The sequence below is a fragment of the Phytopseudomonas daroniae genome, from assembly GCF_004327285.1.
GTDB classification, from domain to species: Bacteria; Pseudomonadota; Gammaproteobacteria; order Pseudomonadales; family Pseudomonadaceae; genus Aquipseudomonas; species Aquipseudomonas daroniae.
The window spans coordinates 136,723-151,489 of sequence record NZ_QJUI01000010.1 but is presented as its reverse complement, the minus strand read 5'-3'; the positions used below and the strand labels follow the sequence as shown (position 1 = coordinate 151,489).

The following is a 14,767-nucleotide window of genomic DNA, read 5'->3' as shown; positions in this document are numbered from 1 at the left end:
TGTTGGTAATACAGATATTCTGCCAGATTTTTTTGAACTGCTCACTGCATATCCCACCTTGGTGTCGTGGACTGTTTCGACAACTTGAATACTGCAGTGCTCTAATCAACGGAGAAATTGGGGCGGAGTCAATGGGGCGTTAAGCCGATATCCTGTGAGGCTTCACCAGGCTTGGCGATGATAGGTCATCGAGCGTGGGCAAGGATGGTTCTATGTTGGATCATGATTAGCAGTACGCGTATGAGATGGTGGTGCTGGGGTGCGGCGCTATCCGATTGCTCATATTTGGCTTCTGCTTGTGTTTATGGTGCGGATAGCGATTGGTTGCTGCTATCACTGATTGCGCTGTTGGCTAGGATTGCTGCCAGTTTGTCTCCAAGCTGATGCCATGCTTCGGTTTTCTCCTTGGCATAGTCGTGATGTAGATAGTGCCGACGAACCTTTGATCCGCCTAGCAGATGGTTCTGGCAGCGGTCGATGATCTCCAGGGTGACACCCAGCTCCTGCATCATAGTCGCGCCAGTACGGCGCAAGTCATGAGGTGTCCATTCACCCTTTGTGCCTTTGCTCAGGACAAGTGAATCGTCATGGTGGCGACCAGTAAGCGGCTTGCTGCGGTTCTTGAAGCGGCACTGCCGGTCGCCGATCAGCTTGCTGACTGTCTTGGTGTCGACATGGCTTTTCTCGTCCTTGCTGGGGAAGCAGAATGGGGTATGGCCGGTTTCATCTTTCAAGCGCCTGAACTGTGCCAGTGCGAAAGAAGATAGAAATACATGGTGATCCTGGCGCTTGCCCTTATGTCCCTTGGTAGCCTCGGCAGGGATGAACCAGGTGCCTTTCTCCAGATCCACGTGGCGCCATTCGGATTTGAGCAGTTCGCCGATGCGGCAGAGGGTGCTCAGGCAGATCCAGACGGCGCATTGCACGCGTGGGTTGACCGGGCGGATGCCGGAGTATTTCTGGCCGGCGGGGAGGGCGTCGTAGTCGCGTTCGAGGCGGGCGAAGATGTCGCGTAGTTCGCGTATTTCGTCGGGGGAGAGGAGGCGGTCGCGTTGTTCCTGGTAGCCGTGGTCGAGGAGTTTGTTGACGTCCACCAGGTCGGCTGGGTTGCCGTCGGCCATCAGGCCGCGCCATGGTTTGCGCTTTTCGGCCCAGCGCAGCATCTGGCCGATGTCGTTGTTGCGGATCACGACGGTGCGGTTCAGGCCGCGGGCCTTGATCGAGCGCAGGACGGCGAGCAGGTCTTTCTCGGTGAGGTTGCGCAGCGGCTTCTTGCCAATGAGCGGCAGCACGTCCTTGGTGAAGCTGCGGCGCAGTTCAGCGTTGCCGTCCTGGCGGGATACGCCGTCGTGCATCCACTCTTCGAAAAGGTCGGCGACCGTCTTGTTTTCCGCGGCCTGGCGTTCGGCCTCGGCAATGGTGGCGGCGATGGCGACCTGGGCTTCGATCTTGGCGGCTTTGCGGGCTGCAGTGGGATCGATGCCTTTGGCGGCTGTCGCTTTCACCTCATCACGTTCGGTGCGAATCTGCGCCAGCGATTTCTTCGGCCAACTGCCCAGGCTCTGGTCGCGCTTCAATCCATTCAGCTTGAACTCATAGCGGAATTGCACCGTCACGCCACGCAAACCTGAGCGGACTTTGGCGACCAGGCCACCGTCTTCGCGTAGGGTCTTGCCGTCATCGGTGGCGGTGAGCGCTTCCAGTTGCTTGGCTGTCAGTTTGGCCATGTCCTACCCCTTGCATAATTCCGCTGCCTGGATTTTTACCCCACTTTTACCCCACCGAATCGCTTGGCTGTCAGTGGATGCAGGTGGATCGTGATGGACGCCAATATAGCCTGTATGTCCCGTATTTACTAGGATGTTGGCGTTCCGGTAGCGTCCATGGGCATCCATGGAAATCCACTAAATAAGCGCATGGGGTGCAAGGGGTAGAGTGTTAGAATCACTCCGTCCCGACCAAATAATCCCAACATCAAAGCTCGATCAGAAATGATCGGGCTTTTTTGTTTGTGCGCACTTATGCTCCATGCAGGTGCGCTCTGATCAGGACACCTCATCGAGTGTGTGTAGTCGCTGTCTAGGCGGAGAGGGCAGTGGGGCGAGGTCACGCCTACCTTATATTGGCCAGACGTTGGCCGTCGACCAGTTATGCCTTTGCCGAACAAGAAAATGCACAGCCTGGGCGAAGAGCCCTAACGTGGTAATGAGAACTGTAGAGGTCTACTTATCCCCGGACATTGGTTTAGACGAAAATGCTGGAGACGGGAGCAGATTAATGTTCCTAGTTCGTCGGACGGATCAATAAATAAATCTCCCCTTTTCCGGCGCTTCCCTTTTTCCATCCTATACGATGGTGGTAGCTGGGGCTTTCATCCAATCAGTCGACGAGCCAGTCTTCAGGATTGCAGCTGTCGGTGAGCTGGCATTTGTTTACTGGAACTCTGGGGCCTACAGGCTCGATGTTGGAGAGGTGGTGTAGGACAAGCACTCCAGCGCTGTAGCTATCTGCAACGCCAGGGAACGCGACCTTCTCACCATCCTTGAAGTGACCTTCGAAGATTCGAACTGTATCGCCATACTGCGGCAATAGGTCAATGGATATTCTACCGGACGCGCGGCAGTGGATGGAAATGATCGCTTTGGTGCTGAAGCCCAAGCTTGAGTTGGAGTAGGGCGTCACCAATCCAGGCCAATTCGGATCACGGCAGCGCGCTACGGGAATGGCTGCTGAGGCACCTTCTGGTCGGAGTTTCCCGTCTTCAGTGGGGGCATAGATATTGAGGCTAATACCGAGCAAAGCATCAGGAGCCAAAGGTGACCACCAGTCTTCAAGGCTATATTTCGCCTCCAAGAGAGCCGGCTCAACATTCTTTTTCAATATATCTGTCGTTGCTTCGAGACAAGCACCGCCGATTGCAGCGGCAAGCGCGATAACGCCTTTGGATAAATTTTTCTGTAGGAAGTATTTCATTCGTGTCCTTGCGGGCTGCGCCGGGTGCCTCTTTTGGTGCCGAAAATGTTGTAGGACGGGGTGTAGCGGATGCACACCCTTAATACAGATGGCTGGTGCCTAAGCAATCGAATCTCGTCTAGTGCAGGCTTCGTCCACTGCGGGGGCAATACAGCTAAACCCGTGAATTTCTTTCATGCAGGTGAAAACTTATTTTTTCTCTGAGTTACTCGAATTCTTCGCTAGGCTTAAGGCGGCGTCAGCGATCAACTGGGTATCAGCATCTGAAACATCGAGCAGGTTTTTCAGCTTCTCGATTCTTTCGTTGAGGCCGAGAACGTGCTTGGTCATGTTCTCTGCAGTGAAGTTCTGAGAGATGCTGACAGCTCCGTCACATTTTAAGAATGTGATCTTCTGTGGATCACCAACAATTACTAGGCCGTGAACTATCGTGTTTCGGTGTGCGAATCCCTCCATCTTATTCAACAGCTTTATCGCTTCCTCGTCGCGCGTATTATTGTTGTGTTTCATCAGACTGATCAAAAGCTGAATGCGCGGGTGAAACTGTAGCTTTCCGGTGGTTATTACGGCTTTGGTTGGTGAACCCCCTAGCTGTTTCATAATCGCCGCCTGAACCACGCTTTCCAGTATTGACCACGTAATCATGAATAAGCCGTAGAGGTGGATGATTCTAGTGTGCTCGGGTGACGATTTATTTAGTGCTTGCGGCGAGATGTTGGTCATTGAGCGTCCTTGTCTGTTTTTGAACTCTGCCTGAAGCAGAAACCGACTAGATCGGGTTTCCTCGATTATACGTGGCAGTCGGAGCGTTCACTCTTTGGTAGCGCTTGCGGGGCTTCGTCTTTATGGGGCATGGTAGCTTGGTTGCTACTTCTTAGGTTTGACCTCCGATTTTTTGGATACGCAGCAGCTCGAAAAGCTAGCTAAAGTAGAGTGGAAAGAAGGGGGACAGATTTAGCTATGACCATTGGGCCAAAACTTGGCCCACAGCCCTGGAGCACAACGCAATCGCGTCATGCTCCGGCGTTTCTCAAGAGCTATTCCCTACACCTAGCTCCCTCCATTCGCTGATGAAGGCGGCTCAGAAAGCCCACCTCGAATGCGCTCCGTTCCGTGGAGCACGTCAGTTCTTCTCGGTTGGATATCAGCGCAACCCAAAGCCAATGCGTGCGTGTGCCATCCAGCCAGCTTTCAGCAGCGCGCACGCCTTGTTGAAAGGCGGGTCGGCAATCCTTTGCCCAGGTGATTTTCAGGCCTGGATAGCCATCGTTGGAGGGCAGGGTAGTGGTCGTGCCTCTAGCCATGGCTGTTTTCTCCCCGCGTTTCCGACAGTGCTCGGCGGTAGAGTACTGTCAGCTCGTCGAGCAGTTCTTTTGCTGTAAAGCAGGCCATTCTCACCCTTAACGAGTCCGGTCGTTCTCGTTCCTTTCGGGCGAGTTCTTCGAACAACTCACCTAAAAGCGCAACACGCAGTTCTGCGTCGGCTTGGGCGTTGCGAGGCTGGAAGTTGGTGCCCGAAATGGGGCTTGGACGTTTGGGGAAGTTGAGTACACGGCCGAGTAGATTAGCCATGGGGCACCTCCAGGATGGAGGTCAGTAGGCCGTATGGGCGAGCAGGGTGGTGCCCTGGCGTAAAAGCTGGATGGCGCATTTTCCTTATGCTCCTCGGACAGTTAAAGGAGCCACCAATGCCGTTTCGACTCGGAAATGGTGGCGAACCGTACGGGGGTCGAAATACCGGCGTCCGAGGGAACCGGCCAGGCAAAAGCCTGCCCCGCACGATCCGCCATAGAAATGCAGCAGTTCGGTGCAATCAGCACCGGCTACGCAACTACGAACACTACCGTGCCCTCAGACAACTCGGGTTTCGACTCCCGGTCACGGGATAGACCGCGACCGGCGCACTCTAGCTCGCAGGTTTTCAGATGGCAACCTTGAAGGTCGTGGTAAAGGGAGTCCGGCCATTGAGCCTAATGCCAGTCAGTTAAGCGCTTGGCCCGCAAAACGGCGGTTCGCCCTGGCCCTGTAGCCGATCCCCCGCGATGATTGGCGGCCATGACGCGCTTTATGCGATGGCCACCATCGCATCGCGCCGGGGTGACGCTTCCACAAGGGGCGCAATACGACCCGCCCAGCGCAGATGGCTCAACGGACATCTGTAGGAGCCAGCTTGCTGGCGATGACGATATTGAAATCCGCCTCGGTACCGCGACGTACATTGCCATCGCTGGCAAGGCTAGGCGCCCCCGCAGCTCCTACAGGTAGGCCATTTGCAGTATCTACGGGCTGGCGCACTTTTGCAGGCGCCGCGACCCCGCGGCGAATGGTGGGCATTGAGCCGGGCTTTCTCGTGCCGTCCGTCGAAGCCATGGCACTACCACCCCGAATGCTTTTCCAGACCTGTAGGCGCAGATGTCCTGCGCTGATACGGGAGAGTTGTCATGGCAGTCGAAAATAACGGATCAGAAGGCGCTTTCCAGGAGTCGAGCAACAAGACTCCCGACACCGGTGAGGGGCACAGTTCCGGCCTGGAGAAGGCCAAGTCAGAGCCCAGGCAAGGCACGGATGAGGCTGAGGCGAAAAAGAATCGCGTCGATTGGAACCCACCCGCAGGCAATCCTGGCTCTGACCAGGACGCGCAGCAGGATCGCGATATTGGCAGCGCGAAGACTGATTGATCACGGAGAGTTAATGGAAAGGGTAAAGCGTCCGGCGCTTGCGGGGAACGACGCAAGTACGGGCGTCACGCCTTCCCGCTATCTCGATCGCTCTCCATATGCTCCCTGACCAGCGTCAGCGCCTCTTCGACGGGCAGAGCAGTACGCATTCGCTCTGCCAGCATGGCCATGAGGGCTTCCTGCTGGCAGGCGACGATGGCGGCTACGCGGCCGTCGTTGCATAGCAGGGCAATGAACCGCAGCTGACGAATATCGCCCTCGATCAGTGTCTGTTGCCAGTCGCTGGCGTGGCCGAGGTAGTCGAAACGTTTGCCGAAGTGCTGCGTCCAGAAGAACGGCACGCCTTCGTAGGAAACCTGGGTGCCCAGCATGTTCTGCGCGGCCACTCGGGCCTGCTGCTGGGCGACGCGCCAGTGTTCGATACGTGTCGGCTCGTCTGCGAGGGGAAAGCGTGCGATGTCTCCGGCTGCCCACAAGCCGGGGGCCGCCAGCTGATGACGATCCACATTGACCGCACCATCCTTCGCCAGGCTCAGCTCTTCGAGCATGTCGGTTGCGGGGCTCACGCCGATGCCGACCAGCACCAGATCCGCCGCCAGCTGTTCGCCGCTGGCGAGACGCACCGTGCGAACCTGTTCTTCGTCCGCTCCGGGTTCGCTCTCGAGACGGATGACCTCATCGCCAACCCGAAAGACCACGCCATTGCTCTCGTGCAGCAGGCGGATGGCCCGCCCGATCTCGGTACCGAACTGTTTGGCGAAGGGCACTTCGTGTCGGGCGATCAGCGTTACCTTCAAGCCTCGGTTGCGCAATGCGCTGGCGGCTTCCAGAGCGATGAAACTGTCGCCGATGATCACGGCGTGGCCGCCCGGTATCGCACTCTGCAGCGTGTCGGCGGCATCTGCGCGCGAACGCAGCAGGTGCACGTTGTGCAGGTGTGCTCCCGGCACGTCCAGCATTTTCGGCTGAGCGCCGGTTGCAAGCAGTGCGGCATCGTAGCGATGGCGGCTGCCGTCACTCAGTTGGATTTCCTGCCGGGCCGGGTTCAGGCGCGTTACTTCGGCATGCACCTGCTCGATGCGCTGCTCGGTGTAGAAGTCTGCGGCCTTCAGCATCGGTACCTCTGCTGGCGCCATCTCTCCGGCAATCACGAATTTGCTCAGAGACGTCCGGTCATAGCCGGGCGATGTCTGCGGGTCGATCAGCAGCAGGCTCCCGGCGAAGCCCTGTTCGCGCAGGGCCGATGCGGCCGCCGTGCCCGCGGCACCGGCGCCGATGATGACGAACAGGCGGTTGTCCTGGGGCGATGCCTGCCTGTCAGCCGGTGGCAGTGGCTGGTCGTCGAGATAGACCTGGCCATCCCGGACTTCCACCGGATAGCGGCGTAGCGACTCCAGGGCGGGTGGCTCGCAGAGTTCGCCATCGGTAATGGTGAAGGCTGCTTTGTGCCAGGGGCAGACCAGCCGCCCGTTGCACAACGCGCCTTCGGCCAGTGGCGCGCCGGCATGCGGGCACTGGCCCTGATAGGCATATATCCGCTCGGCGCTGCGCAGCAGAACGAAGGTCTCTTCGCCGATCTGTGCTGGTGTAGGGCGGTCATCATGCAGTGCCGTCAGGCTGGTGACTCGATGCAGGGGCATGGGGCAGTTTCCATGATGGGTAACAGGTTTTGTTGGCACGAACCGTCATTGCTGTTTGCTGAGGCACAGCGGTGGCCGATGGCTCAGTAAAGGGCGGGCGCGGCTTCGCGCATGAAGATTTCTACGGTCTTGGGGCCGATGCCGTCGAATGCCCGCAGGCGTTGCTCGAATTCATCGCGATCGGCGCTCTGCTCGCGCAGGTTGCTGAGCTTGCCGCCGTACTCGTCGAGGAGTTTCCTGCACAGCTTCACCAGGCGCTCCGCGGTGGAGTTGTCGTAGCGCACGTAATGCGCCTGGCCGAGCATGTGCACCAGTTCGGCCTTGCTGCAGTTACCCAGCTTGCGCGGTGTATCGCGCTGGTGCTGCTCGACGATGACCCGATACGCCTCTGTGGCGATGCCCTGCTGGATCGGTTTACCGAAGAGAAAGCTGGCGATCAGCCATTTGAACAGCGCAGCGTCATGCGCCCGGGCGATTCCTCTGTCCAGGCCGAGCTGTTCGGCGGTAACGCGTTTCGCTGCCATGGTGCATTCTCCCGTTGGCCGGCAGGTGGTTACGGCATCGCGGATAGTCGCGAAATGAGGCTATCGGTGATGGCGAGGGACCACGCCAGCATTGCGGGATCGCTGCGACCGACGCCATGCTGGCCTTCTGCAGTTTTCGTCCCGCAGGCGCTACGTTAGGTTCGTCCCGTATGACCGACGGTAGGCATGCGGTCGCACAGTCGTTCCAGCGCCACGAATGGCTACGCGGGCTATGCAGCCCTCAGCTGAGCAACCGCGCTGGTTCACTCGACTCGCCCGGTTTCCTCGACCAGGCTGGCGACTACCCGCCCCAGCGCCTCGCTGGTCGACACAGGGGTTGCCAGCGCCTGGTCGAATAGCGCCAGTTGTCGATCCGCGCTGCTGCCGTTACTCGCGATGTGGCGTGCACGCGCGAAGACTTGGTGATCGGTGCAGTGCTCGCTGAGTAGCGTTTCAGCACGATCCAGCCAGGTGGGGAGGCTTTCCAGCGTCGTAGCGGCGCTGTCGAGAAACTGCGCCTGTACGCCGAAGCGCCGGGCGCGCCAGTAGTTTTCCCCCGTCACCAGGCGCTGCCCATGGCCATCGGCGACGCCACCGCTCAGGGTCAGGGCGTGGGCGACCAGGGCGCGGAACAGGCCAACGATGCACAAGGCATCCTCGACCAGCGGGCAGGCGTCGGCAATGCGTAGCTCCAGTGTCGGATAGCGCGCCGAAGGGCGGACGCTCCACCAGATGTCGTTGGCTTTGCGAATGGCCTGCGCGCCTGCCAGCATCTGCACATAGGCATTGAACGCAGCCTCGTCGGCGAAATGCTCGGGCATACCCATGCGCGGCCACTCTCCACACATGGCCTGACGGTAACTCTTCAGTCCGGTGCTGCGCCCGCCCCAGAATGGCGATGAACTGCTCAGGGCCAACAGCAGCGGCACCCAGGGCAGCACACGGTTCATCACCTGAATCCTGTCATGACCTTCCGGGATGCCGACATGCACGTGCAGGCCGGAAAGCAGGCTGCGCTGCGCCACCATCTGGTGATCGGCGAACAGCTGCGGATAACTGCCTTCCTTCGTCGCCAGTTGCTCTCGCCAGTCGGCGAAGGGATGCGCACCGACGGACACCACCTGCAGATCGAAGCGTTCGGCTATCGCGATCAGGCATTGCCGGCCTTCCAGCAGTTGATCCCGTGCGTCACTCAAATGATGGAGGATCGGCGTAGCCAGTTCGATCTGGCTCTGGAACATTTCTGCACACAGCCGCTCACCGAACTCCGCCTGGCAGGCGGCGATGAAGCCGTGCGGTGGGCAAGGGGGGATGTCACGGGTCAACGGGTCGACCAGGAAATATTCCTCTTCGATGCCGAAGCTCGGGCCGGGTGTTTTACCAGCGGGGTCGTGCATGATGCGCTCGCTTGGACAGGCTCCTATGCAAGGGATGCCGGCGCCGTGGGGGAGTTCAGGGCAAAGATTGGGTGGCGCCGCCGTTGATCTTTTAGGTGGAATCTTTCGCGGCATGAGCTGCTCACTATTTCATGCAGCCGACGGGGGCGCAGCCATCTGGCCGGCCCGCGTACAAGGTTACAGCGGCTAATGCCCGGGACTCGGTACCTTGTACATTCCCGTTGCGAACAGACCGCCGATCCTCGCGCTGCCTTTGAACTGCCCACGCAAAGGCTTCGACCATGACTACATTGACCCCGATTTTTGCCGATCCTTGCCAGGGGGCCAATTTCGGCAGCTCCGGCCCGATTCGGCTGATGTACGAGGCACTGCTGCAGACTCCACCCAGTACCGAGGCTCGCGCCGAGGCCAGGCGCTTTATCGACGCGCAACTGGAAGAGGCGGGCCAGCTGCCTTGCGAGATGCCGCTACAACCCCAGGCTTTGATGGAATGGATGCGCGCGAGTGCACAACGCACCACCCAGGCTTACGCCGAGTATCTGGAAGAGCGGCGTCAGGGCCAGCCACGGCGCTATTTCAGCAACCGGGCTCATGCGTTGTATTTCCTGCGCCACGTGGCACCAACCAAACTGGTCGATGGCGCATGGCTATACGGCCTGCTGCCGCATTGGCAGGAGGTGCGCCTGCGCCCGTTGCTGCGCACTTACCTGGAAGAGCTGGGCGATGGTGTGCCGGCACAGAACCATGTGCTGCTCTACAGGCAACTGCTCAGCAAGCATGGTTGCGACGAGCTGGCCGAACTGGATGACGCGCACTTTCTGCAGGGCGCACAGCAGTTGGCGCTCGGTCATCTGGCCGATGACTATCTGCCGGAAGTGCTGGGCTACAACCTCGGCTACGAACAGTTGCCGCTGCACCTGCTGATCACCAGCTACGAACTTACCGAACTGGGTATCGACCCCTACTACTTCCAACTGCACGTGACCATCGACAACGCCAGCAGCGGCCATGCCCAGAAGGCGGTGCAGGCGGTGCTGGAGAGTCTTCCCCAGGTCGGGGATGGCGAGGCGTTCTATCGTCGGGTAGCGACGGGTTACCGTCTGAACGACCTGGGCATCGGCTCCACGGCGGTGATTGCCAGTTTCGATCTCGAAGCTGAGCTGCTTGGCATGCTCGAGCGCAAACGTGGCGTGGCCGGCATGGTTCACTCCGATTACTGCCGAATCGACGGGCGTACGGTCAACCAGTGGCTGAGCGAGCCGGGGCAGATGCGTGGCTTCCTCGATGCCCTGCAGGCCCGCGGCTGGATCCGCCGTAACGAGGATCCGCAGCGCAGCCGTTTCTGGCAGTTGGTACAGGGCGAGGGGGCAGCCATGTTCGGCGTGTTCAGCGCCTACGAGCAGCAACTGTTGCACGACTGGATCGCTGGCGATTGGGCCAGGCCGTTGCCGCGTGCGAGCAGGCACCGGCGAGCCGCGCCGACACCCGCCGCTGCGGCCTCCGGGATCGACGCCGACGCCCGCGCACTGCATGCCCAGTTGCGCGAGCTCCCGGCCACGCAGCGCCCGGCACGGTTGATCGAGCTGATGTCGCCAGCCAGGCACTTCACTCCGGCGGGCCTGCTGGCGACACGACTGTTCAATGCCTACCTCGACTGATCGCGGCGGAGCTGCAATGACTACGAAACAGCCCATGGCAGCGCCGCTTCAGGCGCTGCTAGACCTTGGTCGTGCCTTGCACGAACGCGGTTATCGTTTCACCACGGGAACCCCACTCACGCACAGCCAGGTTAACGCGCGAAAAGAGAATGCCGAGGCGCATGATCTGGTCGGCGTCTTCGGCTGGAGCCGACCCTTCAAAGCGGATTTGCTCGATGCCGACCTGATCGAGCTGATGCGTGCCGCCGATGTGCTGATCGAAGAGGGCGCTCAATGGCGTAGTTCGGTTCGCTGGTCGAGCATTGGCGAGCAGCTGTTCGTGCATTCGTGCTATCCCACACAGCAGGCCGATGCGGTGTTCTTCGGCCCGGATACCTACCGTTTCGTGCGAGCCATCGATGCCTTTCTCAGTGCGTCCTCCACGCCGCCGATCCAGCGTGCCGTGGATATCGGTTGCGGCGCCGGGCCGGGTGCTCTGCGCATTGCCCTGGCTCGGCCAGCCGCGCAGGTGCTGGCGCTGGACATCAACCCGCGTGCGCTGGATTTCACCCGCATCAACGCCGCGCTGGCCGGTGCGGATAACCTGCAGGCCCAGCACAGTGATCTGCTGAACGAAGTGGACGGCACATTGGATCTGATCGTCGCCAATCCGCCGTACATGCTCGACAGCGAGGCCCGTGTCTACCGCGATGGTGGTGGCGAACTGGGCGCCGGTCTGTCCGTCGCCATCGTCGAGGCCGCGCTATCGAGGCTGGCGCCAGGCGGTAGCCTGCTGCTGTATACCGGCGTGGCGATGACCGCCGCGGGCGATCCGTTTCTCGCTCAGGTGCGGCGCGCGCTGAGTGGCCACTCACTGGCCTGGCGCTACGAGGAAGTCGACCCGGACGTGTTCGGTGAGGAATTGCTCAAACCCGGTTACGAACAAGTCGAGCGCATCGCCGCGGTGGTTCTCACTGTCACGCGCCGGCAATGATGATCTTGCCCGGTTCCAATAGATTTTGACGTCCTCTGAATAAGTCGGCGTCGTACTGGCTACCTCGTTGAGGCAACTGCAGCGCCCGTTTACCAGCGAGGGAATCCACTCATGGACAATCAGCCTGAGCATCGGCGTAGGAGTCGATTGATCGTGCGTACTGGCTGGGCGAGGCACCGATGTGTTGGCGGAAGAAACGGGTGAAATGGCCCTGTTCCGAGAAGCCCAGCGCGTCTGAGAGCAGGCAGAGGGTGCCGTTTCGTTCGTTTTCGAGCCAGTCGAAGGCCCGCTGCATGCGCGCGGCGTTGAGCACCAGTGTCGGGGTGCCGCCGGTAGTCTTGCGGAACAGCGCGAAAAACTGGGCGCGGGACAGGCCGCTGGCGCGGGCCGCGTTGCCGATGCAATCCGGATCGTCCAGGTGGGTTTGCAGGTAGTCCTTGCCCCGGCGGATACGGGCATCGGGAATGATGTCCCCTGCGCCGATGCGCCAGAGGTGGCGCCACTGGGAAAAGCGCTCGATGAGCTCGATGAGGAAGTCGAACAGCAGGAACTCCAGATGCTCCCGAGGAACCAGGCCAACGCCGTAGGCTTCCGCTATCAACTGGTCGGCAAGCCGTCGATTGTCCCGACTGAGGTCGATGCAGGGTTGGGCGAAGAATTTCGGGTGGCCGCTCAGAGCGAGGGAGCGCTGAGCGCTGGCGAGCCAGGCGGGTTCGATGTACAGCGCGAGGATCTGGGTATGTTCGGCACCCGGCTGGAAATCGTAATAATGCGGTTCCCAGGCATTGACCAGTACGGCCGTGCGGTCAGTCAGGGGGACTTGCCGGCCGTTCACGTTGAAGAAGGTGTCCGCCCCGGCCGCCTTGATCAGCACATGGCATTCGGAATGGGTATGCAGCACCAGCGAACGATCCATGTTCAGCAGGGCGACCCGGCCGAAAGCGCCATGGAATACGCGTTGCGCGCTGGACATCACGACCTCCACGGATTCCTCGGTATGGGAATCCACTTGTTTTTATAGACCCGATTCTAGGGTCTGTTGCCGTTTCAACGCGAGCCGCGTTGCCGCGAGAAATCTCGCCAGGTTAGGCGGAGGACGCAGGGAATGGCATTCCCTTTTCAAGTCCTCCAACGACGCATGGCGAGATTTCCCGCGCAACCCGCAGGGCCGGGCCCGTTTTGCCGCGATGCTGCGTTTCTCGCCGGCTCATTTAGCCAGCTAAACTTCGCGGCTCGTGCCTTGCCTCGCGGCAAAACGGGCTCCGGCGCGGCCGTGCGTGAAACGGCAACAGACCCTAAGCCGGCCGCACATTTTGTACATCTTCTGGGTGGTCGACATCGCGGAGGACGCCGGGTTCACCCACTTCCAGTCGTCGGCAGCGGCCGGCGTGCTCGACCAGCACGGCTCGCGCGCCCTGGTCGCCGTCGAGGCGGGTGAGGGCGTCGGCAAAGGCATGACCAAAGATCACCGGATGGCCGGTACGGTTACCATGGACGGGCAGCAGGATCCGATCCGCCTCTGCTTGGCTCGCGAGTCGTTTCATCAACACCACCGGAATCCAGGGCATGTCGCCGAGCAGGATGGCGAATGCCTTGCAAGGGTATTGCCTGATCGCCATGACGCCGTCGGCGAGGCTTGCGCCCATCCCGCGTGCAGCGCGTGGGGTGCGGATCGGCTCGACGGCGGCCGGTAGATCGAGTGTGGCAAGGTCATCGTCTTCGCGGATTACCACGCTTACCCGGTCGAAGGCCTCCAGGGCATTGGCGAGGCTGGCTTGCAGCACCGTTCGCCCATCGGCGAGCCGGGCGAGGCGTTTGTCCGCACCGAAGCGCCGGCTCTGCCCGGCGGCAAGCACCAGGGCGTGAACATCACTGGCTTTCGCCTCAGAGCTCATCGCGCGACTTGCCATGATAGACACGCAGGACGTCCGCAACGACGGCTAATGCGATTTCCGCGGGAGACTTGCTACCCAGGTTCAGGCCGATAGGCATGTGGATGCGGGCGATCTGCGCCTCGCCGAGGCCTCCGACGCGGGCCAGCCGCTCGGCACGCCTGGCCGACGTTTGCCGCGAGCCCATCGCGCCGATGTAGAAGGCCGGTGTGCGCACCGCTTCCATTACCGCCAGGTCGTCGATCTTCGGGTCGTGGGTGAGGGCAACCACCGCGGTGGCTTCGTGGCAGCCGCCTGCGGCGATGTACAGCGACGGCAGCACGCGTTGCATTTCCACGCCCTCCAATACCACCTCCTGCATCTCTTCTCGCGGATCGCAGGCGATCACCTCGCAGCCGACGGCGCGAGCGAAGCTGGCGCAATATTCGGCGACCGGCGACAGGCCAGCGAGAATCAAACGCAGCGCAGGGCCGATGCGGATGTAGGCGACTTCGTCATGCACCTCGACTCGCTCGCCGCCCTGATCGTCTTCCCGCAAGCGTATTTCGCCGCTGCTGAAATCGACCTCGCGGCACAACCGTCGCTGGCCGAGGAGTGTTGCCTGCAGCAATTCGAGATGCGCGATCCATTCGTGCTCTGCCGACCTGCGCTCAACCAGCACCTGGAGGATACCGCCGCAGGGCAACTTGAGACGGTGTCGATCCTCATTGCTTTCGCCGTAGCGGACGACCTGGGTAGTGGCACGCAGGCCGCCTTCTTTGAGGGTGTCGAGAAACGCTTCTTCGACACAGCCGCCGGACAGCGAGCCGACGAAGGAGCCATCGCCCAGCGCCACGAGCATCGCGCCCGGCGCGCGCGGCGCAGAGCCGTAGGTCGAGAGAACCGTGCACAACCAGAGCTCGTGACCATCGCGTGCCCATTGCAGCGCCTGGTCGAGCACCTTCAGGTCAAGGTGTCGCATGAGTTTTCCTCGGAACCTTGCGCCAGGCCCCTTCAATTTCAGTTAGGCTGCGCGACTCGTGAGTTCAGGAG

Annotated in this window: 14 protein-coding genes; 3 read left to right on the top strand and 11 right to left on the bottom strand. The window is 60.6% G+C overall.

The annotated features are described in order from the left end of the window. Positions 1 to 302: 302 nt before the first annotated feature. The 5 genes from DNK06_RS13190 to DNK06_RS13170 form a co-directional block, all read right to left on the bottom strand. Positions 303 to 1,727, bottom strand: a complete 1,425-nt coding sequence (locus DNK06_RS13190) for a tyrosine-type recombinase/integrase (protein WP_131180468.1) — start codon at positions 1,725 to 1,727, stop codon at positions 303 to 305. 652 nt (positions 1,728 to 2,379) lie between these two features. Then, on the bottom strand, positions 2,380 to 2,973 hold the full coding sequence (locus DNK06_RS13185) for a hypothetical protein (RefSeq protein ID WP_131180467.1): 594 nt from the start codon (positions 2,971 to 2,973) through the stop codon (positions 2,380 to 2,382). A gap of 189 nt (positions 2,974 to 3,162) precedes the next feature. After that, positions 3,163 to 3,696, bottom strand: coding sequence for a hypothetical protein (locus tag DNK06_RS13180; RefSeq protein ID WP_131180466.1), 534 nt, complete (start codon positions 3,694 to 3,696; stop codon positions 3,163 to 3,165). Between the two features lie 314 nt (positions 3,697 to 4,010). Further along, a complete protein-coding gene (locus DNK06_RS13175) occupies positions 4,011 to 4,277 on the bottom strand; it encodes a LasR-specific antiactivator QslA (RefSeq protein ID WP_131180465.1) in 267 nt (88 codons plus the stop codon). Then, positions 4,270 to 4,545: a hypothetical protein gene (locus DNK06_RS13170; protein WP_131180464.1), complete on the bottom strand. Its 276-nt coding sequence runs from the start codon at positions 4,543 to 4,545 to the stop codon at positions 4,270 to 4,272. Before DNK06_RS13170 ends, DNK06_RS13175 begins: the two co-directional genes overlap by 8 nt. 869 nt (positions 4,546 to 5,414) lie before the next feature. On the opposite strand from DNK06_RS13170, the gene DNK06_RS13165 reads away from it, so the two are divergent. Continuing rightward, positions 5,415 to 5,651, top strand: coding sequence for a hypothetical protein (locus DNK06_RS13165; protein ID WP_131180463.1), 237 nt, complete (start codon positions 5,415 to 5,417; stop codon positions 5,649 to 5,651). Positions 5,652 to 5,716: 65 nt separating this feature from the next. On the opposite strand, the gene DNK06_RS13160 is transcribed toward DNK06_RS13165, so the two are convergent. The 3 genes from DNK06_RS13160 to DNK06_RS13150 all read right to left on the bottom strand — a co-directional run bounded on the left by DNK06_RS13160 (position 5,717) and on the right by DNK06_RS13150 (position 9,212). Next, a complete protein-coding gene (locus tag DNK06_RS13160; protein WP_131180462.1) occupies positions 5,717 to 7,291 on the bottom strand; it encodes an FAD-dependent oxidoreductase in 1,575 nt (524 codons plus the stop codon). A gap of 83 nt (positions 7,292 to 7,374) precedes the next feature. After that, complete coding sequence (locus DNK06_RS13155; RefSeq protein WP_131180461.1) at positions 7,375 to 7,815, bottom strand: DNA methylase; 441 nt, start codon at positions 7,813 to 7,815, stop codon at positions 7,375 to 7,377. Between the two features lie 263 nt (positions 7,816 to 8,078). After that, complete coding sequence (locus DNK06_RS13150) at positions 8,079 to 9,212, bottom strand: carboxylate-amine ligase (protein WP_131180460.1); 1,134 nt, start codon at positions 9,210 to 9,212, stop codon at positions 8,079 to 8,081. Positions 9,213 to 9,493: 281 nt separating this feature from the next. On the opposite strand from DNK06_RS13150, the gene DNK06_RS13145 reads away from it, so the two are divergent. Beyond that, entirely contained in the window at positions 9,494 to 10,870 is a 1,377-nt protein-coding gene (locus tag DNK06_RS13145; protein WP_131180459.1) for an iron-containing redox enzyme family protein, read from the top strand. A 16-nt stretch (positions 10,871 to 10,886) separates the two neighbouring features. Next, positions 10,887 to 11,843 carry a N5-glutamine methyltransferase family protein gene (locus DNK06_RS13140; RefSeq protein WP_131180458.1) on the top strand — a complete coding sequence of 319 codons (957 nt, stop codon included), beginning with the start codon at positions 10,887 to 10,889 and terminating at the stop codon, positions 11,841 to 11,843. A 109-nt stretch (positions 11,844 to 11,952) separates the two neighbouring features. Here DNK06_RS13140 and DNK06_RS13135 read toward each other — a convergent pair whose 3' ends face one another. The 3 genes from DNK06_RS13135 to DNK06_RS13125 form a co-directional block, all read right to left on the bottom strand. Then, entirely contained in the window at positions 11,953 to 12,816 is an 864-nt protein-coding gene (locus tag DNK06_RS13135) for an AraC family transcriptional regulator (protein ID WP_131180457.1), read from the bottom strand. A 322-nt stretch (positions 12,817 to 13,138) separates the two neighbouring features. Beyond that, positions 13,139 to 13,738, bottom strand: coding sequence for a nucleotidyltransferase family protein (locus tag DNK06_RS13130; RefSeq protein ID WP_131180456.1), 600 nt, complete (start codon positions 13,736 to 13,738; stop codon positions 13,139 to 13,141). Then, positions 13,728 to 14,696: an XdhC family protein gene (locus tag DNK06_RS13125; RefSeq protein ID WP_131180455.1), complete on the bottom strand. Its 969-nt coding sequence runs from the start codon at positions 14,694 to 14,696 to the stop codon at positions 13,728 to 13,730. The genes DNK06_RS13130 and DNK06_RS13125 overlap by 11 nt, the downstream gene beginning before the upstream one ends. Positions 14,697 to 14,767 lie beyond the last annotated feature (71 nt).